We start from the raw sequence: 24,833 nt of genomic DNA, 5'->3' as shown, positions 1-24,833 counted from the left end.
ACCGGCAAATTACTTCAACTCTATAAATTTATTATAAGTGATTTCTTTTGGTTCGAGAGTAGCAACAGACTTGATCAGTTCAAAAACCTTGATCGCTTTTACCTCATCAAAAATACGGTTTGCATTGTCTTTCTCTTTCAGGAAAGTAGCCGTATACTGGGCAAGCTGGTCCTCAGGCATCGGGGCCGGGCTGTACATCCTGAACTGCGCATCCAAACGCTGTTTAGCAGTCTGGAACACATCCTCATACTTGATCTCGATGTTGTTGTCTTTGATCAGTTTATTTTCGATCAAAGTCCATTTCAGGTTTTTAGCAAAATCATCGTATCCTTCAGTCAGTTCCTCCTCAGTCAGTTTCTCGTTAGTAGCCTTCAGCCATTTACGCAGGAACTCATCAGGAAGATCGATTTTTACACTTTCAATTAAAGCAGTATAAATGTCGTTCTGCAATTTGCGGTCAGCATCCTGCTGGAACATGCCCTCGATCTCTTCAGTGATCCTGGCTGTAAAGCCAGCCTCATCCGTTACTGTACCTTCACCAAACAATTTATCAAAGAACTCCTGGTTTAAATCAGCTTCCTCCAGACGGTTTACGTTTTTAACCGTTACGCGGAATTTAGACTTCAGCTCAGCTGCATCTTCCTCGCTAATGTTCAGCAATTTGGCGATAATCCCCGCATTTTTGTCAAAAGCTTTAGGAACATCCAGTTCCAAAACATCATCCTTCTTTAAACCGATCAAAGATTTTAAAATCTTTTTATCCGTAACCTGATCTAAACGAATAGAGCCGGTTGCGTTAATGCCATCTTCAAAAACTGAACCATCAGTGCCAAGTTGTGTTAATTCGGCATATATGACGTCATCTTCTGCCGAAACTTCAGGGTTTGTCATTTTGCCATAGCTTTTGCGGATATTTTTGATCCTTGAAGCAAGGGTCTCCCCGTCAGCTTTAACTTTATAGTCAGTAAATTTATTTTTAGAAGTGATGTTCACATCGATCGCAGGAGCAAGACCCAGTTCATAGTCAAACTCAAACTCATCTGTGTAATCCCATTTGAACTCTTTAGAATCATCCATTACCGGCAAAGGCTGGCCCAGGATCTCTACTTTATTGTCAGTAAGGTGTTTGTTCAATGACTCACTCAGCAGGTTGTTGATCTCTTCTACCAAAATGCTTCTGCCATACATCTTCTTGATGTGTGCAGGAGGAACCATTCCTTTACGGAAACCTGGAAGATTTGCTTTTTTAGCTTGTTCTTTGATAGATTTCTCAACCTTTTCAGTGTAATCTGCAGGCGCGATTTTGATCTTTACAACTGCATTCAGGTCGTTAACTTTTTCCTGTGTAATGTTCATCTTTTTGAATCAATATTTTGTTTTGTCAAACTATGCATTGTGGCTAAATTTGGCCTATCTAAACCAAAAGCAGCCCGATCGAGCTGCTTTTGACTGTTGTGCGGAAGAAGGGACTCGAACCCCCACGCCGTGAAGCGCCAGATCCTAAGTCTGGTGCGGCTACCAATTACGCCACTTCCGCAGTTAGGATTTATTTAGGACTGCAAAGATAGAGAATGTTTTCAATTTTAAAAATTGTTTACTGATTATTTTGGAAGGGAGTGTTCAGGGAGCTGATAACCAATTAAATAATTACTAAATTCTATGTGTAGTGTCTGCCATCTCTACTGCCAAACATAATATGGCTATGCTAAATGTGGTCATAACTCATTTCGCGCTTTACTCTCCAGGTACCATCCTTGTTTTCCCAAATCTCAGTAAACTTAGCAGTAGCTTCTAATTCTTCTTTGCCATTGATTGTCCCATAGAACTTGTGTACACCAATAGCTAATGCCCCAAAATCGCCCAACCGATATACTTCCAGGCTGCCTTTCACCAACTTCCGTCTTGAAGAATGAAACGGATCGGTAAAATTCTTTTTAAAGGCTGCCAGATTGTGCGTGTAATCGGTTAGACCGCTCCGGTCATCATAAAATTCCAAGTCGGGAGAAAAGAAACTCATAAAGCCATTCAAGTCACGTTTATTGTAGGCAGAGAACATTGCACTATCCAGTTCAGCTACTTTCTGATATAATGGATCAGTTTTTTGAACGATACTGCTTTGCTGCCGGGCAGACGCCGGAAATGCAAACGCAGCAATCAACACGATCAAACCAGCACAGATAAATAAAGATTTCATATTTATTTTTTTTATTAGACAAACCCAATAGCCCGGAGGTTACATGACTTACAGTGTGCCTTTTCTTTTTTTCAGATAAACATAATAGCCTGCGTAGCCCAGCGATAGACTAAATGCGACCACCGCAACCGACAGCCAGCCAAAGGGGAAACTGCTGATCAGGGCAAAGCCGGCACCCGCACCAAGCAGGAGCAGGAACCACTTAACCGCATGATTTTTGTTTTCCGCACCGGTCTTCAACATTTTCTCTGCTTCATCACCCGTGATGCCCATACCGATCATCTTGCTTTTAAGGCGATGGTTCAACAACATGCGGACCAGTGTCAATAAAAAGCTGGTCACCACATAAAAGAGCAGGATGACAATAATGGTACGGATAAATACATCGGGAATATACATACCATCAGCGAGGGTGAATCCCTGACCTTTGGCAGGATCTGTTGGTTGGATATTCCGGGGTGTTATAAATAATATTGCTTTCATATTCGAGTTTTAAAGATATGACAGTGATCTCAATTTCAGAATGCCCTTTAGCTAATAGTTAATCCTTTGAGCTTCCTTTTGGATCTTTTATAAATGATCAGTCCGGTTAAAACCACGGTTAAAGCTAAGCCCGCCATCACAAGATAGTATTCACCACGTTTTCCATGGGGCGTTTTGGCAAGGGAATTAGCCTTCAGATACACATAACCGCTTCGGTTGTCCAGTATTATATTGAACCGCTTGAGCACATCGTTTCCAAGGATCAGGTGCAAGTCATTTTTACCCATATTCTGAACATTGTAATTAAACCCTGAAAATTCATCATTGCCAATACTGAGCTTTGGCCTGAACCCCATATCATTTAACCCGAGCATCAGCAGCAGTTCCCCCATTATCCTGTAGGGAACAGAGACATCCTGGCTATTCAGAATGCTGGTATACGCGCCTGTATCGAACATGGCCCATCCTTTTTTGGTTTGCCCGCTGCTGGTCATACCTACCTCTATGAAGGGGATGACGCCGCCGTCAAGCACCAGGTCTTGCCTTGACCAGGATACCGAAAAAACCGGGAGCGTATCATGGATCACCATTATCATTTTATCATAGTTGATTTCCAATATTTTGCCTTTGAATAACGAATTGCCTACGATCAGGTCTTCTCGGTGGGTCATGTTATCAGCTACTGCTACGCCGACACTGTCCCATACCAGATTTCCCATTTGCAGTGCATTACGGCTTGCCGAGGGTACCTGATGAACCCCATCCGTATTGGCGAGGTTAACTTTCTGGTCAAAGTTCATTTTTACTTTAGCCACAGATGATTTTTTGATCACCGGTCCTCCTGCTCCCAGGTCAAATTGTATATCCAGGAGACGCGAGTTGTTGATCCTGCCCTTAAGGTAAATTTTACTGTTATCACCCAGGCTGAATGGAATGGTATCCGGACCAACGCTGATTTTTTTTCGGGTAAGCGGGAGCCTGTTCCTGTATCTGGCTGAGATCCGCGTCAGGCAACTGTCTTTGCCATTAAGGAGGATGATAAAATCCATTTCTTCCTCATAAGTTATATCGAACGAAATAGAGTCCTGATCGGTGATGAAGGTTACGGTATGGGCTTGCTCGGGAATTTCAGTGTAATAGTAATCCGGCTTTCTCTCCGGCATAATCGCCCAATAGCCTTTCTTAAAGTGTTTTCCGTCTCTGATGTCTACTGTTTTTGATGAAGCTTTAATTATGGGCAGCTGCTTTTGGGCCCAGACGACCTGTAGGGAAAGGCACAGGAACATCAATAGGATTTGGCTGGTCAACCAGGGTTTTGTAAGGATATTTATTGATGGTTTCATTTTTTCACTTCTTTTCTTTCAAGATTAGACGGACCGGGTCCTTTTAGGTTGCAATCTCCTTCCTATTTAAGGCCGTTAGCTTCTTTTGGTAATTGCGGTACATTTCCAGTGATTGCGTCATCAGTATCCCGGAAAGCAACAACAGGCCAATGATAATGGCAAAAGGCGTAATATCCATAAATACCCAGCGGATCGTACCCCAAAACCCTATCAGTCCGGCGACCAGGAGCGCAACTGTGCCGAATAGGAATCCATAAAGATACCAGGCCTCTTCGCTGTCCTCCTTATTAATCGCAGGCAAACGCTCTGGAATGAGATCATCTGTTTTGAAATCCAGTGTGGGCGTTTCCGCTTCCCGGATATAACTATATAATGTTTGGTAAGCCTTGATCTGCATCTGACAACGGGCACAACCTGCGACGTGTTGCATAACACCGGGATCTGCGATGCCAGTGATGGCATAGTCCTGGAACTGTTCTTCATTTAAATGTACCTGATTCATAAATCCTCCTTTGAATAATGATTGAGTAAACTTTCCTTCAACACTTTTCTTGCCCGGAATAAGTAGTTTTTGACCGTTCCAACAGGAAGCCCGGTGATGTCCCTGATCTCTTCGACGCTCAATTCTTCCTTGTGAAATAAAGTAATGAGCGTGCGGTAGACCGGTGGTAATGTAGTACTAAGCTTTTCCAGGATCACCGACCTTTCTTTTATAGAGAGCAACTGGCTGGCATCAGGTATATCCCCTGCGATCTCCTGAGCGCAAGTGTTGCTTAACAAGAGTTCCTCACCGGCAGAAATGGTTGTCAGTTCCGGTCTGTATTTTTGCAAATGATCCAGACAGGTCGTGTAGCTGATCTGTGCTACCCAGGTAGACAATTTGCATTGAAAACGGAACCGCGGCAGATATCTGAAAGTTTTCAGGTAAATATCCTGCGTAAGATCCTTTCTGTCCGGATGGTTGCCCAACATTTTAAATACAATTTGTGCCACCAGTTTCTCGGTACGGCGAACCAGTAAGGCAGCAGCATGCCGGTCCCCATCCATGATCTTTTTGACCACGTCTCTGTCGGAAAGAATAACAGATTGTCCTGAGCTCACTATATGATTGGACGCAATGCTTAAAAAAAAGTTGCAGAAAACGTCAGAATTGTTTGCCCCGGTTACCCATCCGCGATTTATTTTCCCCTTGTTTTTGCATATATCACGATTCCGGCCAAAACAATAACTAATCCTGTCATTATCCTAACCACATAATATTCATCACGTTTTCTGTAAGGAACGTTTGTAAGCGAATTGGGTTGCATATACATATAGCCGTTTTTATTGTCGAGTACGAGGTTAAACCTTTTTAACAGGTCGTTGCCCAGGAGCATGTGCAGTCCTTCTCCGCTCATGTCCCTTGTCTTGTATTTAAACCCTGAAAGTTGGTAATTTCCAATACCTAATTTTGGCCTGATGGCCTCATTCACACCAATCATACCTGCCAGTTCATTCTTTATCCGGTAACTCATAGGCACATCAGCGCTATTCAAAATGGAGGTCTGGGCACCAGTGTCAAACATGACCCAACCAGTTTGCGTTTTGCCGTTGATGCAGAGATTTACAGTGATGTAAGGGATAACACCGCCATCAAGGATCACGTCGTGACGGGAATAAGCGGCTGTTTGAGGAGGTAAGGCATTGTGTACCACTAGTATTTTCTTGTCATAATTGATTTCCAGTATTTTATCCCTGAACAAGGAATTGCCGATGAGCAGGTCCTCGTAGTCCTTCATATTACTGGCAACGGCAATGGGGATGCTGTCCCAGACCAGGTTTCCTATCTGCAACAAATTCTTGCTTGCCGCCGGGACCAGGTTCACACCATCTGAATTGGCAAGGTTAACTTTTTCGTCAAAGTTCATTTTAACTTTCTTAACAGAAGTTTTATTGATGAGGGTTCCTCCTGCACCCAGATCAAGCTGGATATTGGTGACGTCTGAGCCATTTAGTTTTGCATTAACATATACTTTGCGATTGTCGCCCAAAGTAAATGGGATAGTATCCGGCCCCGTGCCGGTATTTTTTCGTGTGAACGCATTAAAATTTCTGTAACTGGCCGAAATGCGGGTATAGCAGCTGTCCTTTCCGTTCAGTAAAATGATAAAATCATAATCCTTCCCATAAGTCGTATTGAAGGAAATAGAATCCAGATCGGTAATGAAGGTGATGGTGTTATTTTTTTGCGGAATTTCCGCATAGTAATAGTCAGGTTTTCTTTCAGGCATGATGGCCCAATAGTCTTTTTTGAAGTGTTTGCCGTCCCTGATACTGGCGGTTTTAGATGTAGCCCGCACAACAGGCAGAACATTTTGGGCAAAGGTAAATTGTCCTGACATTAAAAGAAGAGCAATTGCAAATCCTTGTGCAATAATCTGCATCCCTGTGGTTCTTGAAGATTTCATTTATTCGCTTTTTATGATGAGACCGGTTTGCTATAATTAGGTTGCAATTTGGTGCGAACCAATTTAATATCCAGTGTAATCCTTCTTTACCCCAAAAACACATTACACCCATATCCCACACGGTCCTTACACGGGTTTGACAGGCAAGAGACCCTGTTAAACCCGTCTGGCATCCGGATTGGATATTAGTCGCTGGTGGCTAAAAAATCCATGCAAGCAATGAAACCCTGCCGGGAGTTATAATCGGGTAAGATACAGATAAGACATTGCTTTGCCATAGCCCACCTATAGTCCATGTATAGTCCACCTATAGTCCACGTTTTGCGCTAAAAACACGGATTATATATTAAATATTTATATGCTGTATGTGAGCTGATGTACTACCGTTCCCTGCCTATCCCTGCTGTCCGTTCACACTTGATTGCTTTCGGAGAAATCGGTCCTTGCACTGAACTGCCAGTCCGTCAGGATCTTCTATGGGGCAAACATATTCTCTCCTGAATTGCCATAATTAAAGTTCCGGGACTGAAGAAAGGCTCGATGATTGCAAAAACCAATCGAAATGTATACCTTTAAGTACATCAGTAATCCAGGGAAATCAATTAGACTGCTATGAAAAGAAAACCAGTAACCTGATTAATTATAATTTCACATTGACCCTTGCGTTTTCATTTAAACACATTATATTTGTCACCAAGAGTATTAATTTTAACGGGGGATGGTCTCCAGGTCATTCCCCGTTTTCTTTTATCCATAGTAAATGGAATCTAAACCTTGAGGAACCGGAGGATTGACGCTCATAAAACCGGATGTTTGACCAGCTAATTTCTTGAACGTGGTGTCGAAAAAAGGGAAACAAATCCTTTATTTTTGAGTTAATTAAGTATCTGAAAAAACTAAATTAAAAATTATGTTACAGATCAAACCTCATTTATGGTTCGACAGCCAGGCAAAGGAAGCTGCCGAATTTTATACGACCTTACTACCGGATTCGGCAATCACTTACGTTAACCAACTGCACAATACGCCATCGGGCGATTGTGATATCGTGGAGTTTACTTTAGCCGGGCAGCCGTTTATGGCGATCAGTGCCGGGCCACTATTTAAGTTTAACCCATCCATTTCCTTTATGATGCACTTTGACCAGGCAGCCGTGCTGGATGAAGTATGGAACAAGCTGGTAGAAGGGGGCAAAGTGATGATGCCGCTGGACAAGTATCCCTTCAGCGACCGATATGGCTGGCTGGCTGATAAATACGGCGTTTCCTGGCAATTGATGCTTACGAAACCGGACAGCGAAAAAAGGCCCGTGATTGTTCCGTCGTTAATGTTTACCGAGCCGGTAGTTGGCAAGGCGAATGAAGCCATCGCCTTTTATTGCTCTGTATTTCAAGATGGCAGGCGCGGTACGGCCGCCCCACGCCCGGTAGACATGGGGCCCGACAAAGCAGGCACACTGATGTATGCCGACTTTTATATTGACCAAACCTGGCTGGCAGCCATGGACAGTGCCCACCCGCATGGCTTCGGGTTTAACGAGGCTGTATCGCTGCTGATCCAATGCGATACCCAGGAGGAGATCGACCATTATTTCTCTGCGCTTTCTGCGGACCCCAAATCTGAGCAATGCGGCTGGCTGAAGGATAAATATGGCGTGTCCTGGCAAATCACCTCCACTTTAATAGATGAAGTGTTCAGGAACGGCACACGAGAGCAGATCGACCGGGTTACGCAGGCCTTCCTGCCGATGAAGAAAATTGATGTCGCAACTTTGCAGCGTGCTTATGATGGTAAATAATCTGAGTCTGGCCTGGTTTTAGCACCCGGCACTCACCGCAACAGTATACAATGTTTTACCGGAAACGAAGATCTTGAATACTTTTCCTGGTTGATCGGAAGGTTTGTCCCATGGCAGTACAAATTTAAACGCGTTGCTATCCATTTTATCAACAGCGGGATGAACGCTGTTCCAGGTTTTGCCTTTATCAGCTGATCGGAATATCCCGTCCGGATGACCACTTATTAAATATTTGCCCATTTGTTTGATTGATGAAATGGACGGAGAAGGCCGAAGTCCGGCATCGATGGCTTGCCAGGTTTTTCCACCGTCCATTGAAGTGCGGATCCTTCTGGATTCGGTTTTGGTGCTATAGGTGATGGCTGCAAATCCGCCATCGATGCGTTCAATGCCTATACCTACTCCACCCTCGCTGATTACCCAATGCCAGTGTTCGCCATTGTCTGTCGAACGCATAATTCCTTTTCCACCTGTCGCAATGAGCACTCCATCTGACTCCACGATATTAAATACCGTGCCCTTTTGTATTTGCGTCCAGTTATTTCCCTTGTCGGTAGATCTGTAAAGCCCGTGGTCATAACCGAGGAATATCGTTCCGTCAGCGGTTTCTAAAAGCGTGCGCATCGAAGGTTTTCTGAAATTTGCGAATGCCGGTGCCCAGGTTTCCGCATCTGGACTCTTTTGATAAATCTGTCCCTGATAGTTATAGGCCATGACACCGGAACGATTGAAAACAATAGCTGTGGGAGGCCTGGAGGACGAACTTTGCACATCAGGAACATTTTCTTTTTCCCAGACCGGAGTTTTAAGATTGCTCTTACTGTGGTACACTACATTTTTTTCCTGTAAATAGAGATCAGACTGCCCTGCAAAAAAATTAGCAGATCTTTCAATTTCAGGCAGCCCGGCGCTGACGTCCTGCCAGGTTTGTCCGCCGTCAGTCGATTTGTAAAGGGTGTTTTCCTTTTCTTTTATTACAAAAGAATTGAGTAGAAATAATACCAGCAGGATGACTGGAACATACACAAATAGTCTTTTCATCATTTTAAGTTTAAAGTAAAACATATTGATTTAGCAAAACTACCTGGATACCTGTCATCCTGAGGAACTTAGATTGTAAATTAAATTGTAAATTTTGTAAATAGTTTATTGATGAATCAAAGATCTATCCCCATATTATAAAACATAAAAGCCCATTTATCGGCAATTTCCTCAATGGCTTTATCCGTCGGTTTACCTGCCCCATGCCCGGCATTAGTTTCTATCCTGATCAGTACCGGGGCTTCTCCGCCCTGCTTCTCCTGCAGGGTAGCCGCAAACTTAAAAGAATGCGCCGGTACTACCCTGTCGTCATGGTCTGCCGTGGTCACCAGGGTTGCAGGGTATTTAACACCAGCCTTCAGGGCATGTACAGGAGAATACTTGTACAGGTAGTCAAACATCTCTTTAGCGTCTTCAGAAGTTCCATAGTCATAGGCCCAGCCCGCTCCTGCAGTAAATTTGTGATAACGCAGCATGTCCATCACCCCCACTGCCGGGAATGCAACTTTGAACAGTTCGGGGCGCTGTGCCATCACAGCGCCGACCAGTAAGCCGCCGTTGGAGCCACCCATAATTGCTAAATAGTCACTGGAAGTATATTTTTGTGCGATCAGGTATTCAGCTGCCGCGATGAAATCATCAAATACATTTTGCTTTTTCAGTTTAGTTCCTGCGAGATGCCACTTCTCGCCATATTCGCCTCCGCCCCGTAAATTGGCTACCGCATAGACGCCGCCCTGCTCGATCAGGGAAACGACCGAGGTACTGAAAGCCGGGGTCAGGCTGATGTTGAAACCGCCATAACCATAGAGCACCGTCGGATTATGCCCGTTTAGCGGGGTCCCTTTTTTGAAGGTGATGATCATGGGTATTTTTGTGCCGTCTTTCGAAGTGTAAAACACCTGTTTCGACTCATATTTAGACGGATCGAAGTCTACTCCTGATTTTTTATAGAGTGCTGATTTCCGGGTATTGACATCGTATTTAAATATAGTAGTCGGGTAGGTATAAGAAGTAAAGGTATAGTACAGTTCCTGTTCTTCTTTCTTGCTGCCGAAGCCTACTGCCGTGCCTGGCCCCGGCAATGCGATCTCATGCTCCAGCTTACCGTTCCTGTCATACTGCAGTACTTTGGATACTGCGTCGACAATGTAACTGGCAAATATCTTTCCGCCGCCAGTGGACGGTTCAAGGACGTTTTCGGTCTCTTTGATCAGGTCTTTCCAGTTTGCAGGTTTGGCGTCCTTCGCATCAGCAGTAACAATCCGGCCATTTGGCGCATTCAGATTGGTATAGATATAAAGTTTGCTGCCTTCATTGTCTATAATGTTATGGTTCTGTTCAAAATTATCGACAATATTGACAATCGGGCTGTCTTTCCCCTGAAGGTCTTTGATGTACAATTCATTGCCGGATGTAGAATTGGCGGCTGAAATAACCAGGTAACGCTGGTCTTCTGTGAGTCCGGCACTGATGTATCTCCTTGGTGTTTGATCGCCGCCAAAGATCATTACATCATCTTTTTGCGACGTTCCTATTTTATGATAGTACAACTTGTGATATTGGGTAATGCCTGACAATTGACTGCCTTCCAGTGGTTTGTCATAAGTGCTGTAATAAAATCCGGTATTGCCCTGCCAGGCGATGCCTGAAAACTTCACATCGGTCAGTGTATCGCCGACGATCTGCTTATCGGCGGCTTTCATCACAACCACATCCGTCCAGTCAGAACCGCCGCCGGACAGCTGGTAAGCCAGAATGCTTCCGTCTTTTGAAAAACTGATCCCCGCCAGGGAAGTGGTCGCATCTTTTGAAAAAGTGTTGGGATCTAGAAATACTTCAGCTTCAGCGCCTTCTTTCTGGCGGTACAGCACACTTTGGTTCTGCAGACCGGTATTTTTATAGAAATAAGTATACTCACCTTCTTTGAACGGTTGTGAATATTTCTCATAATTCATCAGTTTTTTCAACCGTTCTTTGATGGTCTGCCGGAAAGGAATTTTAGAAAGATAGTTCTGCGTTACCTTATTTTGGGCAATGACCCATTCTTTTGTTGCCGCTGAACGGTCATCTTCCAGCCACCTGTACGGGTCTGCTACTGTAGTTCCAAAATAATTGTCTGTGATGGTTTCTTTCCTGGTTTGCGGATATGTCATTGAGGATCTCTGCTGTTTTGTTATGTTTTGGGCCTTGACAAAAATAGGAATCATCAGGACAACTAATAAGAGGCTGCTTTTAAATGATGTTTTCATGACCCTGCTGTTTTATTACGTTAATTTTCTTTGCTGATTTTAATCCGTAGCCTGGCTTACTTTTTAGCTATGCTATAGACTCAAGAAGAGCCTGCCGGAAAGGCAGGCTCAGCTATTGAGTTTACAAAACTCTCTTCAGTATTTAAGACAGGGTTATAGCATGTAAGCTTAGTTGCCTTCTCTTTTTACATATGTTTTATTGCCATTTTTATTGATATAGTACTTTCCGCCGCGCGGGCCTGTAAGAATTTGTTCACCGTTAGGGCCCGAGAGGCTTCGGTCAACAGTAGGTTTATAGGTTTTTGAGGCCTGGGCCGTAGTAGCAGCAGGCCTCACCGTTTTGACTACTTTAGTTGCCTTTACCTCTGGTTTAGCAGTGGTGTACCTTTTGTCCGGAGTTCCATCTTTTTTTAGCCTGACACCTGATGTTTTTACTGCTGCTTTGGTTTCTTTTACTGTCTTAGGTTCTTTTACGGTTTTGCTTTCTTTTACAGTTTTGGTTTCTTTTACTACTTTAGCTGCCTTTACAGCCGGCTTTGCAGTGGTGTACCTTTTATCCGGAGTTCCGTCCTTCTTTAGTTTAGCGGCAGGCGCTTTTGTTGCCTTTTTTGCAGTAGCATACCGCTTATCAGGAGTTCCATCTTTTTTTAGTTTAGCACTTGTTTGCGCAACTGCTAAGCTTATACACAAACTTAACACAGCAATAAGAGAAAATAGCTTTTTCATCTTTATCGGTTTTTATAGGTTATCAATTATACTCATCAAAAATAAGCGTAACGCTTATTTAAAGAACCCCTTCAATTTATCAACTATACTGCCCTGACTGATGCCTGCACCGTCTTCACCATTACCATTTATCAAGTTGCTGAGATCCGACAATTGGAACTTCCCGTCCGGACCTGAGATACTGGTCATAATGTCACTCAAATTAAAACTGCTGTCATTCGGATCATTCGTTTTATTTGCAAATTTGGCCATAATTTCAGGGATGAATGATGCGGCAATATTTTTGGCCGAATCGATATTCACACCCATACCTTCCAATTTGTCAACAAAACTCGACGTGGCTTCCTGGACAACCGAGTTATCCTGAGAACTCCCTCCTTTAAAAATATCGACCAGGCTACCCAGATTTCCTGAAGCCAGTTGACCTTTAAGTGCATCCATGATTGAACCGGAAGCTGCGTCTACCGCCGCTTCGTTTTGATCGTTGGGCACCTCGCTATTTTCTAAAATAGCATGCTGCGCATTTTCTTTAACCAGTTGTTTTAAATTTTCGAACATAAGGATTCTTTCTAATTTGTGACAATAGCCAGTCATAAACCCCGCACTATTGTAACTAAATATAAGAAAACAATTATATATAAAACATCAAACTACCAGAATCTTTGCCTGTGTCACTTTTCTTTATTGCGGCGATTCCTTAACTTGGCAGTCTTACTGAATTTTCATGAAACAACTACTGATTAAATTAACCTGCGGGTGCCTGATGGCAATAATGAGTGCTGGATTTGCACAAGCACAGACAGAAAAGACGGAAGATGCAAAGGCCGCCACAGATTACCGGGCTTCTGCTCCAAAAATAAATGCCCTGGTCCATACTAAACTCGACGTAAAGTTCGATTATGCAAAGCGTCATTTGCTGGGCAAGGCCTGGCTCACTTTGAAACCTTATGCCTATGCCACGGATTCACTGACCCTGGATGCAAAGGGCATGGACATTAAATCTGTTGCGCTGGTAAACGGCAAAGCGCTGCAAACCCTGAAATATACTTATGACGACGAACAGCTGAAGGTTAACCTCGGAAAAACAATACAGCCTGGTCAGTCCTATACCGTATTTGTCGATTATACAGCCAAACCGGATGAACTGAAAGTAAAAGGCAGTGCGGCCATCACCGATGCCAAAGGTCTTTATTTCATCAATCCTGACAGTACAGAAAAAGGCAAGCCGGTACAGATCTGGACGCAGGGCGAAACTGAAGCTTCTTCGGCATGGTTCCCTACCATTGACAAACCCAACCAAAAGACTACTGCAGAGATCGCGATTACGGCACCTTCCAAATACGTAACTTTATCTAACGGAAAACTGATATCGCAGGTGAAAAACACCAATGGCACGCGCACGGATACCTGGAAGATGGACCTGCCGCATTCGCCATACCTGTTTATGATGGCGGTCGGTAATTTTAAGATTTACCGGGATAAATGGAAAACCAAAGAGGTGAACTATTACCTGGAGCCTGCTTATGCGCCTTATGCGAAACAGATCTTTGGCACTACTCCTGAAATGATCGAATTCTTTAGTAAGATCCTCGGGATCGATTATCCCTGGAATAAATACAGCCAGGTCGTGGTCCGTGATTTTGTAAGCGGTGCGATGGAAAATACGACAGCGACTTTGCATGGTGCTTACGTGCAGCGCACGCCAAGGGAAATGCTGGATGAGAACTTCGGACAGGCGGAAAGCACGATTGCGCATGAGCTGTTCCACCAATGGTTCGGTGATTATGTAACTGCGGAAAGCTGGAGTAATCTGACAGTGAATGAGTCATTTGCAAATTTCAGTGAGGTACTCTGGGCGGAGCATAAATATGGTAAGGACGCGGCTGATGAGCACAATTATGACGCCATGAGCCAATACATGGGATCGGAAAAGGATGTAATGAAAAATCTGGTCCGGTTTCATTATGCGGATAAGGAAGAAATGTTTGACCTGGTGTCTTACCAGAAAGGCGGTAGAATACTGAACATGCTGCGCAATTACCTGGGTGAAAAGGTATTTTTCAAGGGACTGAACATTTACCTGAAGCAAAATGCTTTTAAGAATGGCGAAGCGCACCAGCTGCGTCTGGCGATGGAAGAAGCCAGTGGTCAGGACATGAACTGGTTCTTTAACCAGTGGTATTTTAACGCGGGTCATCCAAAGGTATCGATCAGTTATGCCTGGGATGAGGCTTCTAAAACACAAAAGGTGACACTGAAACAAACCCAGGGTGGTGTAGTTTTCAGCCTGCCTTTGGCAATAGACATTTATAGCGGCGGGACTAAAACCCGTCATGCTGTAACTTTCAATACCATGGAGCAGACTTTTACTTTCCCTGTAGCAGTTAAACCAGATCTGGTCAATGTGGACGGAGATAAGATTATCCTTTGGGAGAAGGATGACCAGAAGTCTATCGGCGAATTTGCTTACCAGTATGCACATGCACCGTTATTCATGGATCGTCTGGAGGCCATCGATGCGGCCGGAAAGAACCAGCGGACTCCTGAGGGCCGTAAGGTATTGCTTGCTGCACTGAGTGACAAATATTATTCGTTAAGGATTCAGGCTTTGGACTCGATCGATGTCAGGAACACCGAACTGGTCAAAGCTGCGCTGCCTTTGATCCAGAAGATGGCTGCCGCCGATCCGAATACCATGGTTCAGGCAAAAGCGATATCCATTATCGGAGTGGATAAAAATCCTGCTGATCTGCCGTTGTTTACCAAAAGCCTCGAAAGCAGGTCATACGCGGTTCAGGGTGCTGCCCTGATGGCCATTGCCTTTCAGCAACCTGAACAAGCGCTTGCCGCAGCCAGGAAACTGGAAAAAGATACGGGCAAAGGCCTTACTGAAGCCATTGTAAATGTCTATTCGAAATTCGGAACGGAAAAGGAACTTCCTTTTATCACGGAGAAGTTTGCAGGGATGGGTGCACAGGAACAGGTTAGTCTGGTTCCGGCTTATTTGAATATTTTAGGTAAGGTCAATGACTCTGAAGCGGTAAAAAAAGGAGTGGATATGGTGAAAGCACTTGGTTTGAAATACAGGCAGTATGGCATCAATAATTATGTAGCAAATTTCCTGAACCAGCTGAAAGGAGTTAAACAAAATGATGCTGTCAGTGTAGCTTATATTGATAAGGCCATTGCGGAATTGAAATAGCACACACAACTAAAACTATATACAATGAAACAAAGAACCATTTTATTTTTAGCAATGCTGGCAGGCGCCACGCTTCTGGCCCCTTCCTGCAAAACCAAAAAAATTCCGGCCAAGACTCAGGTGCCGGAGACGGACAATCCAAAAGGCGACACCGAACTGGACAACATCAAAAAAGAGATGCCTGATGACCAGGTGGAACGGACGGAAAATGGAATAAAGTTCACTTTTAACTCAGAGGTGCTGTTCCCTATCAATTCTTCTTACCTGAGCGATGTGGCAAAAAGTAAGCTGGAAGATGTGGCCAAGATCTTAAAAACGAAGGACAGCAGCCGTAAGATCCTGGTTGATGGTCATAGTGATGCCACGGGTACCGCCAATTATAACCAATGGCTTTCCGAGAAACGTGCGGTTTCGGTGAAGACATTTCTTGTGACACAGGGTATTGATGAACAAAGAATCAAAACTGCGGGATATGGCAGTACTCAGCCTGTTGCCAGTAATAAGACGCCGGAGGGAAGGTTGAAGAACAGACGGGTTGAGGTGACGTTGCTGAAGTAGAATTGTTTAGCCAAGCATCCAAAGGCTCAGTACAGCTCTTTTTGGAGCTGAAACAGGTATTGCACCGCCTTGACCAGCCTGCTGCCATACCAGGAGAACATCTCTCCGTCCACCAGCATAATTTTGGCATCTGGAAGAAATGCAGCTATTTCTTCCAGATGTTTTTGTTTGAAGGGGTAAGGCTCGGACGATAAAAAGACCAGATCAGGTTTTATGGAAGCCAGCTCGGGGAGTGTCAGCTCGGGGTAACGGCTTATTTCTACCGCATTGCGCAGCCCGTTAAGCATCAGTATGTCGTCTATGAAAGTATCTTTTCCGGCTGCCATGAATGGTTCCCTCCAGATCAGATAGGCCACTTTTTTATTCAGCCCGTTTTGTGCGGCAAGGGTTTGCAGGTCATTAAACCCTGAGGTGATCAAGTGGTTGAGGTAGGCCGCTTCGGGCTGCCGGTCTACGAGTTCGCCAATTTGTGTAATGGTCTCTTTGGCATCATCAAGTGTATAAATGTCACTCATCCAAACCGGAAATTCTTCCATGAGCGCTTCGATCTGCTCTTGCTGATTTTCTTCCTTATTTCCAATGATCAGGTCCGGCTGCAGACTGCGGATCTTTTCTATGTCCAGCTTTTTGGTCCCTCCTATTTTGGTCCGCTCTGCAAACTTTTCTATAGGATGGATGCAAAATTTGGTCAAGCCGATGATCTCCTTGTCGAGCCCGAGGTCAAACAGCAGCTCGGTTTGTGAAGGCACCAGTGAAATGATCCGCTTTGGGGGATAATTGATGGTGACGGCATGGCCCAGCTGGTCTGTAAATCTCCGCTGCATTGTGCAAAGATACATGCTTGTTTACATACTCCTGATTTTATTCGTATTTCAATGCATCGACCGGGTTTGTCCGGGCAGCTCGATAGGCCTGCAAGCTGACAGTCAGGAGGGCGATCAAAATGCTGGACAGCCCTGTGATGATGAACACGACCGGGCCGATGACAATACGGTAATCGAACTGCATCAGCCAGTTGTCCATGACCAGGTAGCCTACCGGCATGGCCAGCAGCATGGCGATCATTACTGTTTTGACAAAGCTAACCGACAACAGGGTAATGATGCCAGTGACACTTGCACCCAATACTTTGCGTACACCAATCTCTTTTGTGCGCTGCTCGGCGCTAAAAGCAGACAATCCGAATAAACCCAGGCAGGAAACGAAGATGCACAGGCCCGCGAACAGGTTTGACATCACGGACAGCATTTGCTCATGCTCGACTTTTTCTGCAACCAGGGTGTCTACAAATTTGAGCTCCACCGGAAAATCAGGGTTCATCTCTTTTGTGATCTTCGTGATCTGATCCAGGTTTTCCTGAATGCCCCTGCTGTTGTTTAGGCGCATCGTGATTACATCGCTGTTCTCAGCGTTAAAGACAATGGCCATCGGGTGCTGGTTTCTGGTGGGTTCATCCCAGAGCACATCGGCGAACACGCCTGTTACTGGTCTTTGTTTGCCGTTGAAAAATACCAGCTGACCAAGCGGGTCCTTTATTCCCATTCGTTTTACCGCGGTTTCATTGAGCATGATCCCTGAGGAATCTGAAGCCCTGCCTTTAGTAAAATCGCGCCCGGCAATTAACCTGATGTTCATGGTTTTCAGGAAGTCATGAGTGGTCTGAATGAGGTCGAAGGATACTTTCTTATCTGCTTGGGCCATGCCTTTCCACTCGAATCCGGTGCTGTTAGAATTCTGGAAGGCGATACTTCCTGAAGACTGGGTAACGGCTGAGACCGCTCCTGAGTTGAGCAGCCTGTCTTTGAACAGGTCAAATTTAAGGTAAAGATTGCCCTCATGCGGCATTTCGACCAGTGCATTGGTATCGTAGCCAAGAGGCCGGTTCTTTAAGTATTGTAGTTGCTGATAGAGGATCAGCGTGGACACGATCAGGACAATGGCAAAGCCAAACTGGATGACAACGAGTGTCTGTCTCAGACTGAGGCCAAAGTTGTTCTTAAGAGCTACTGCTTTCTTTAATGCCTGGACAGGGTTGAATGAAGACAGGAAAAATGCGGGGTAACTACCGGCGGTGAGTCCAGTGAGGGTGATCAGCGCGATGAAACCCATCCAGTTTGCAGGACTGGCATAGCTGATCTCCAGTTTGGTATTGAGCAGCCCGTTGAACGCGGGCAGGAAAAGTTCAACCAGAACGATCGCGATGAGCACGCTGACAATCGTCAGGATGAATGATTCCAGCAGGAACTGCATGACTAGTGATCCCCGGCTGGCGCCGATGGTTTTCCTGATGCCTACTTCCTTTGCGCGCTTCTGAGACCTGGCGGTAGACAAGTTCATGAAATTGATACAGGCTATGGCAAGGATGCCCAATGCCAGTATAATGAAAATACGTACTTGTTCGATCTGTCCGCCGTCGGCGATGCCGTTAGTGAAATGACCATAAAGGTGATATTTCTCCAGAGGGTATACAAATGGAGCTGCATCCAGGTTTTTTGTACCGGTATGCCTGGCTATGGTGTTCTTTATTTTTTGATTGAACGCATTGTGGTCCGTGCCGTTTTTAAGGGTCAGCAGGGTAAAATAGGAATAGTTGCCCCAATTGGGTTCTGCAGGCCATCCGTTGAGGTTTTCATAAAGCTTCCAGGGGGTCAGGCATTCAAATCCATAAGTGAAATTTGGCGGGAGGTCTTCGATCACGGCGGTGACCTTCAAATTGGCCTGGTTTTCAAAACGCACTGTCCTGTTGAGTACGTCTGCGCTGCCGAACAGCCGTTTTGCGGTACTTTCTGTAAGTACGATGGAGTTCGGATCGTCAAAGGCCTTATCAGGATTACCACTCATGTAGTTAAACTTGAAGATCCGCAGCAGATCCGGGTCAGCATAGCGTCCTTCCACCTTAAAAGAACTCTGGCCACTGGCCACCAGTCGCCTGCTGGCCCACAATACCCTGCTGATGTGCTCAATCTCCGGGCGTTCTTCTTTTAATACAGCTGGCAGCACATTGGAAGCCTGCGGTGTGGTGCCGGTAATGCTTTTATCGGCTCCATAAAAGTTCACCATCAGGTGATAGGTGTTTTCGGTATTGCCAAATTGCTTGTCATAGCTCCACTGGTACTGCACGTACAACAGCAGCATCAGACTTGCTGCTAGTCCGATCGCGAGCCCGCTGATGTTGATCAGCGAGGCGGTCTTGTGCTTCAGCAGGTTTCGGAGGGCTATTTTTAGGTTGATCCTGAACATGGTTGTCGGTTATTCTTTAAACAGTCTGCTCAACAGTTACATCTTCCTTAATAACCCCGTCCAGTAAATGCAATATCCTGCTGCCATAACCTGCATTTACTTCCGAATGGGTGACTTGTATGATCGTAATTCCTTCTTCCTGGTTTAGTTTTTTGAACAGATCCATGATCTGCAATGCTTGTGCAGATTGCAGGTTACCAGTTGGTTCATCAGCTAAAATAACAGAGGGTTGCGCTACCAGTGCACGTGCGATGCCTACCAGTTGCTGTTGTCCGCCGGATAGCTGATTTGGAAACAGATCCTTTTTTGCGACCATATTGAACCGGTCCAGAACGTCTGCAACACGGCTTTTGCGCTCCGCTCCGCTCACTTTCTTGTACAGCAGCGGGGCCTCAATGTTTTCAGCTACGGTCATTTCATCGATCAGGTGGTAGGCCTGGAAGACAAAGCCGATGTGGTTGCGGTACAATTCGATCCGCTTGCGTTCGTTGAGTGAAGTAATGTCTTCGCCCATAAATTCATACTGGCCATAGGTAGGCTCTTCAAGCATCCCCAAAATGTTGAGCAGAGTTGATTTGCCCGCACCAGAGGGGCCCATTATCGAGACAAACTCCCCTTGTTTTATACTGGCGGTCACGTGGCGCAGGATGTAACTTTTGACTCCTTTATTGGCGTAGTATTTTTCAATGTTTTTTAATTCTATCATGATATTCAGGTTAAATCGGATTCAATATTATTTTATTATTCGTATTTGAGCGCATCAATAGGATTGGTATTGGCTGCCTTGTAAGACCTCAGACTGACTGTGATCAGGGTAATGCCAATGGAAAGCAGCATGGCGACCATAAAAGGCCAGATGCTAAGTGGTGCCCGGTATTCAAAGCCTTCCAGCCATTTCGATACAAAGATATAGGAAACCGGCCATGCGATGAGGTTGGCGATGAGCACCATCCAGAGAAATGAACTGTTCAGCATTTTCACCAGTTCTAAGGTGGAGGCTCCAAGTACTTTCCTGATGGCAATTTCTTTTGTCCTTTGTGTAGCGATGAAAGAGATCAGTCCGAACAGGCCGATAAAAGAGATAAATATGACTACCCCGGCAAATACTTTAAAGAGCACACTCATTACCCGCTCTGTTTCATAAAAAGAGGCGATCTGGTCATCCATAAATCCGGAACTGTACACGTAGTCAGGGAAGGTATTGTTCCATTGGCTTTCTATGGCCTTCATGGCGGGCAGGAGCTGTCCTGGTTCCATTTTCACGGCCATCAGGTTATAGACTGGTTTAAATGAGAACAATGCAGTGGGCTCTATTTTATCATGCAAAGAAAAGTTATTGAAATCTTTGATGACGCCGACAACCGGCATTTTACGGCCTTGTGTTTCGATAAATTTTCCGAGGATCTCATTCGGGTTTGTAATGTTGAGCTTCTTCAGCAGGGTTTCATTTACAATGGTTTCTCTGACAGTATCGGTTTTAGACAGGGTCCTCCCCGCAATCAGTTTCAATGAAAAGGTATTGATGTAATCCTCGTCCGTTGATTTCACACTCAGCTGGAAATTCTCGTCTTTGGTACTGTTATATTTAAAGCTGGATGTATTGTTGTTATTTGATGAAGGTGCCGCATTGCAAAAGCTTACCCCTTTTACTCCATTAATATGAAGCATTTTCTCTTTCAAGGTATTGAATTTTAACTGGCTCAGGCTGTCGGAGGGTACATTGACCAATGCAATGGCTTTGGTATCAAACCCCAGGGACTTGGATCTCATAAAGCTCATCTGATTGATCACTACAAGGGTTCCTACAATCAGTACAGAGGTGATGGCAAATTGCAGGACTACCAGTGCTCTCCTGAGTCCGAGCGCTCCTGTGCTTGAGGCACTGATCTTATTTTTTATCGCCAGTGCAGGGCTGAAACCGGATACAATCATTGCGGGATAAAAGCCGGCGAGGAAACTTACTGCCAGAACCAGCAGGATCATGAAAATAAAGATCACCGGGTGTCCAAAGAGGCTAAAAGAGATATCCCCGCTAAACAGATTCCTCATTCCGGGAAGAGCGAGTTCTGTAAGCGCACTTGCGAGCAACAGCGCAATGATGGTAATTAACGCTGTTTCACTCAGGAACTGCCATATGAGCTGCTTACGCATACTCCCCATTACCTTGCGGATACCAACTTCTTTGGACCTGCTCACGGCCTGCGCCGTCGCCAGGTTAATGAAGTTGATACATGCTGTGAGCAATAAAAACGCACCGATGACGATCAGCCCGATGATCTGGCTCTCCGGCATTACTTTATTGGTGAAATTGCCGAATTTTTCGCTGTAATGAATATCGCTTAAGGGTTGAAAATAATGATGTTCCTTTCCTACACTCCCCTTTTCATAGTATTTGTCGATCAGTTTTAGCATTGGGGCTTTAAGTGCGGATGCATCGGTACCTTTCTTTAACAGGACATAGCATTCGGAACTGGAGCTTACTGACTGCCAGTTGTGCAGGCTTTCATCTTTGTAGGTCAGGTAAGAAATGACGACGTTGAAAGGGAAGCTGCTGTTATCGGGAAAGTCCTCGAACACGCCGGTCACTTTGAGGTCTGTCCTGTTGGCAAATCTAATGTTCCTGCCTACGGCATTTTGCCATCTCCCAAAGTATTTATCTGCCGTTTTCTTTGACAGGGTAACAGTGTTTGGCATTGACAGTGCCTGATGAGGCTTGCCTTCGAGCCAGTTGATCTTCAGGATGTCGAAGAACTGGGGCTCGACATAATAAACGCTTGATGCTTCTTTGATTTCGGGGCTTCCTGCTGTGGCCGGAACCTTGATGATGCCGCCCGATTCCTGAACTGCTGCGACCTGCTGCACCTGCGGAAAGTCGTTGCGTATTGCCGCTGCCATTGGCCTCGGCACGCCTTTGCTATAGAATTCCCCTTCGGAAGGGTATGTCCAGGACGATACGATACGATAGATCCGGTCTTCATTCTCGTAACCTTTGTCAAAGCTCAGCTGATATCTTAAGAAGATAAAAATTAGTAAACAGGCGGCCAGTCCAATGGATAGTCCGGCAATATTTATAAAAGTATACCCTTTGTATTTCCAAAGGTTTCTTAGTGCAATTTTGAGGTTCAGTCTAAACATAATGGGTCGTTTTTAGGATTGATCATTCATATTTAAGGGCGTCAATGGTATTGGAAACTGCTGCTTTGTAAGACCTGATGCTTACTGTGATCAGCGTGATCAGCATTGAGATGCACATGGCCAGTGCAAAGGGCCAGATGTTCAGATCCATCCGGTAGGCAAAGCCTGCCAGCCATTTTTTGACGAACAGGTAAGCCAGTGGCCAGGCCACCAGGTTTGCGATAAACACCATCAGCAGGAAGGAACCGTTTAGCATCTTAACCAATTCTAATGTAGATGCACCCAGTACTTTACGGATGGCCACTTCTTTGGTGCGCTGACTGGCAACAAAAGAGATGAGCCCAAACAGGCCTATGAATGAGATGAAGATGATGACTCCTGCAAAGGCGCGGAACATGACCCCCATGACCTGTTCGCCTTTGTAAAATTTATTGATGTCCTCATTTAAAAATATACCATGATACATGCCTTCAGGGAAGGAAATCGTCCACAAGCGCTCTATTTCCCGGTTTACCTTCATTGATTCCCTGCTGTCGATCTTTATCGCCATTTGTTGGTAGCTCGTCGCACGCTGAAAGATCAGCAGGGGTGATATTTCTTCTTTTAAGGAATGGTCATTGAAATCTTTAACTACACCGACAATGGGTGCACTTTGCCCGATGGTAATTATTTTACCTAGAGCATCCTGGGGATTTTTAATATGGATCTTCTTTAAAAAAGTCTCGTTGACCATAAAGCCATTCATAGTGTCGCTTTTTGCATAGATCTTTCCGGCGATTACCTGCAGGTCAAAGAACTTAAAGTAATCGGGATCTGCTTGTGACAGCCGCACTTCAAAATCCTTGTTCTCCACTCCATTGACGAAAAAATTGGTGGTATTGTTTCTGTTGGACATGGGCGCCTGTGAGCAATTGCTGATCATTTTCACCCCTTGAATACCAGCCAATTTGTTTTTGAAGGTATTCTTTTGGATCCTGCCCAGACTGTCACTGGGCACATTGACCATCAGCACATCTTCGGAATTGAACCCAATCGGCTGGTTTCTCACGTATTCCATCTGGCGTATAATGACCAGAGTGCTGATGATGAGTATGACCGTTATTGCGAACTGAACCACCACCAGAATTTTCCTCAGGCTCAAGTTTCCGTTGTTTACAGTAACCTTGTTTTTGATGGCCAGAGCGGGACTGAAACCGGATATTACCAAAGCAGGATAAAATCCGGCAAGAACTGCCACTCCGACCACCAATATTCCGAAAAACAGAAAGATAACCGGGTACTTGAACAGGCTGAATGCGGAATGTATCTCGAGCAGATTCTGCAATCCTGGTATCACCAGTTCTACCACAACACAAGCAATGAGCAGTGCCATAAGTGTAATAGCAACTGTTTCAGTAAGAAACTGCACCACAAGCTGGCTGCGCCTGCTTCCCATGACCTTGCGTACGCCGACTTCTTTGGAGCGGTTGATGGCCTGGGCGGTAGCCAGGTTAATGAAGTTGATACAGGCGGTGAGGATGAGGAACAGGCCGATTATTGCCAATGCATAAACTTCTTTTTTTGTGATGCCATCTCCCTTAAAACTGCCGTACCGGTCATTGAAATGAATATCCCTCAGCGGCTGCAGGGCAGTCGTCTGGTTACCGGAAATGTCTGGTTTGTGGTAATATTTATCATTGAAGGCTTTTAAAGGACCTTGCAGGTCATTCAGCGTCAGCCCTCCTTTTAGCAATGTATAAACTTCCTTTCCAGAATCCACAGAATCCCAGGACTTGTCGTGCTTGCCCAAAAAGGTTTCATAACTGAGCAGTATTTTAAAAGGAAAGCTGCTGTTTTCAGGCATATCTTTAATGACACCGACAACTTTTACACTGGTATTTCCCCACATCAATGGACTGCCAACTGCTTTATCAGCACTACCAAAAAGTTTAGTGGCCATTGATTCAGAAAGTACAACTGTGTTGGGTTCGTTGAATGCCTTTCCCGGCTTACTGCTATACCAGGGAATATCAAATATATCGAAGAAATCAGGCTCAGTAAAAAATATCATTTCGTCAACCTTCTGTACTTCTTTGCCTTGCGAATCTTTCACAGTAAAGATGCCCCAGGCTCTGAATACCGCTGCGACTTTTTCCAGTCCTGCTATTTCGTTTCTTGCGGCAGCGCCATGGGGAATTGCCACACCTTTGGAGTAATCGTCAAAACTGTTGTATTTCCAGTCGGTCACGAACCTATAGATCCGGTCTTCGTTTTTGTACCCTTCATCAAAACTCAGCTGAAACCTGATAAACAGGAAAATAAGTATACAGCTGGCCATCCCGACTGATAGCCCCAGCATATTGATTGCGGTATAACCTTTGTTTTTCCAAAGGTTACGTAAAGCGATTTTAAGGTTCAGTTTAAACATGGCATTG

19 protein-coding genes and 1 tRNA gene are annotated in these 24,833 nt (G+C 44.9%); 3 read left to right on the top strand and 17 right to left on the bottom strand.

Annotated elements, in window-relative coordinates; genetic code table 11:
• Window positions 1-9: 9 nt before the first annotated feature.
• From tig to QEP08_RS08675, 8 genes are all read right to left on the bottom strand, one after another.
• Window positions 10-1,356 carry a trigger factor gene (tig, locus tag QEP08_RS08710; protein WP_285057339.1) on the bottom strand — a complete coding sequence of 449 codons (1,347 nt, stop codon included), beginning with the start codon at window positions 1,354-1,356 and terminating at the stop codon, window positions 10-12.
• A 99-nt stretch (window positions 1,357-1,455) separates the two neighbouring features.
• Window positions 1,456-1,537: transfer RNA gene (locus tag QEP08_RS08705), tRNA-Leu, on the bottom strand.
• A gap of 168 nt (window positions 1,538-1,705) precedes the next feature.
• Window positions 1,706-2,194: a nuclear transport factor 2 family protein gene (locus tag QEP08_RS08700; RefSeq protein WP_285057338.1), complete on the bottom strand. Its 489-nt coding sequence runs from the start codon at window positions 2,192-2,194 to the stop codon at window positions 1,706-1,708.
• A 48-nt stretch (window positions 2,195-2,242) separates the two neighbouring features.
• Window positions 2,243-2,677 (bottom strand): hypothetical protein, encoded by a 435-nt coding sequence (locus tag QEP08_RS08695; protein WP_285057337.1) that lies wholly within the window; start codon window positions 2,675-2,677, stop codon window positions 2,243-2,245.
• A gap of 47 nt (window positions 2,678-2,724) precedes the next feature.
• Window positions 2,725-4,020, bottom strand: coding sequence for a hypothetical protein (locus QEP08_RS08690; RefSeq protein WP_285057336.1), 1,296 nt, complete (start codon window positions 4,018-4,020; stop codon window positions 2,725-2,727).
• A 43-nt stretch (window positions 4,021-4,063) separates the two neighbouring features.
• Entirely contained in the window at window positions 4,064-4,522 is a 459-nt protein-coding gene (locus QEP08_RS08685; RefSeq protein ID WP_285057335.1) for a hypothetical protein, read from the bottom strand.
• Window positions 4,519-5,121, bottom strand: a complete 603-nt coding sequence (locus QEP08_RS08680) for an RNA polymerase sigma factor (protein WP_285057334.1) — start codon at window positions 5,119-5,121, stop codon at window positions 4,519-4,521. The genes QEP08_RS08685 and QEP08_RS08680 overlap by 4 nt, the downstream gene beginning before the upstream one ends.
• A gap of 77 nt (window positions 5,122-5,198) precedes the next feature.
• Complete coding sequence (locus QEP08_RS08675; protein WP_285057333.1) at window positions 5,199-6,467, bottom strand: pepsin/retropepsin-like aspartic protease family protein; 1,269 nt, start codon at window positions 6,465-6,467, stop codon at window positions 5,199-5,201.
• A gap of 910 nt (window positions 6,468-7,377) precedes the next feature.
• On the opposite strand from QEP08_RS08675, the gene QEP08_RS08670 reads away from it, so the two are divergent.
• Window positions 7,378-8,265 carry a VOC family protein gene (locus tag QEP08_RS08670; protein ID WP_285057332.1) on the top strand — a complete coding sequence of 296 codons (888 nt, stop codon included), beginning with the start codon at window positions 7,378-7,380 and terminating at the stop codon, window positions 8,263-8,265.
• Window positions 8,266-8,283: 18 nt separating this feature from the next.
• Here the strand turns inward: QEP08_RS08670 and QEP08_RS08665 are convergent, their stop codons facing one another.
• The 4 genes from QEP08_RS08665 to QEP08_RS08650 form a co-directional block, all read right to left on the bottom strand.
• Entirely contained in the window at window positions 8,284-9,306 is a 1,023-nt protein-coding gene (locus tag QEP08_RS08665; RefSeq protein ID WP_285057331.1) for a WD40/YVTN/BNR-like repeat-containing protein, read from the bottom strand.
• A gap of 116 nt (window positions 9,307-9,422) precedes the next feature.
• Window positions 9,423-11,558 carry a prolyl oligopeptidase family serine peptidase gene (locus tag QEP08_RS08660; RefSeq protein ID WP_285057330.1) on the bottom strand — a complete coding sequence of 712 codons (2,136 nt, stop codon included), beginning with the start codon at window positions 11,556-11,558 and terminating at the stop codon, window positions 9,423-9,425.
• A gap of 168 nt (window positions 11,559-11,726) precedes the next feature.
• On the bottom strand, window positions 11,727-12,284 hold the full coding sequence (locus QEP08_RS08655; protein ID WP_285057329.1) for a hypothetical protein: 558 nt from the start codon (window positions 12,282-12,284) through the stop codon (window positions 11,727-11,729).
• A gap of 54 nt (window positions 12,285-12,338) precedes the next feature.
• Window positions 12,339-12,842, bottom strand: a complete 504-nt coding sequence (locus tag QEP08_RS08650) for a hypothetical protein (RefSeq protein ID WP_285057328.1) — start codon at window positions 12,840-12,842, stop codon at window positions 12,339-12,341.
• A 166-nt stretch (window positions 12,843-13,008) separates the two neighbouring features.
• Here QEP08_RS08650 and QEP08_RS08645 point away from each other — a divergent pair, with 166 nt between their 5' ends.
• Complete coding sequence (locus tag QEP08_RS08645) at window positions 13,009-15,486, top strand: M1 family aminopeptidase (RefSeq protein WP_285057327.1); 2,478 nt, start codon at window positions 13,009-13,011, stop codon at window positions 15,484-15,486.
• A 24-nt stretch (window positions 15,487-15,510) separates the two neighbouring features.
• Window positions 15,511-16,044 carry an OmpA family protein gene (locus QEP08_RS08640; RefSeq protein ID WP_285057326.1) on the top strand — a complete coding sequence of 178 codons (534 nt, stop codon included), beginning with the start codon at window positions 15,511-15,513 and terminating at the stop codon, window positions 16,042-16,044.
• Window positions 16,045-16,070: 26 nt separating this feature from the next.
• Here the strand turns inward: QEP08_RS08640 and QEP08_RS08635 are convergent, their stop codons facing one another.
• The 5 genes from QEP08_RS08635 to QEP08_RS08615 are packed head-to-tail and all read right to left on the bottom strand — an operon-like array spanning window position 16,071 to window position 24,826.
• Window positions 16,071-16,868, bottom strand: coding sequence for an ABC transporter substrate-binding protein (locus QEP08_RS08635; RefSeq protein ID WP_285057325.1), 798 nt, complete (start codon window positions 16,866-16,868; stop codon window positions 16,071-16,073).
• A gap of 37 nt (window positions 16,869-16,905) precedes the next feature.
• Window positions 16,906-19,284, bottom strand: a complete 2,379-nt coding sequence (locus tag QEP08_RS08630) for an ABC transporter permease (RefSeq protein WP_285057324.1) — start codon at window positions 19,282-19,284, stop codon at window positions 16,906-16,908.
• A gap of 16 nt (window positions 19,285-19,300) precedes the next feature.
• Entirely contained in the window at window positions 19,301-19,990 is a 690-nt protein-coding gene (locus tag QEP08_RS08625) for an ABC transporter ATP-binding protein (RefSeq protein WP_285057323.1), read from the bottom strand.
• Window positions 19,991-20,025: 35 nt separating this feature from the next.
• Window positions 20,026-22,419: an ABC transporter permease gene (locus tag QEP08_RS08620; RefSeq protein ID WP_285057322.1), complete on the bottom strand. Its 2,394-nt coding sequence runs from the start codon at window positions 22,417-22,419 to the stop codon at window positions 20,026-20,028.
• Window positions 22,420-22,441: 22 nt separating this feature from the next.
• Window positions 22,442-24,826 (bottom strand): ABC transporter permease, encoded by a 2,385-nt coding sequence (locus tag QEP08_RS08615; protein ID WP_285057321.1) that lies wholly within the window; start codon window positions 24,824-24,826, stop codon window positions 22,442-22,444.
• Window positions 24,827-24,833: the final 7 nt, after the last annotated feature.

The sequence above is a fragment of the Pedobacter ginsengisoli genome, assembly GCF_030244015.1.
In the GTDB taxonomy this organism is placed as follows: domain Bacteria; phylum Bacteroidota; class Bacteroidia; order Sphingobacteriales; family Sphingobacteriaceae; genus Pedobacter; species Pedobacter ginsengisoli.
The sequence above is the reverse complement of the archived record's forward strand: the minus strand, read 5'-3'. Positions and strand labels throughout refer to the sequence as shown.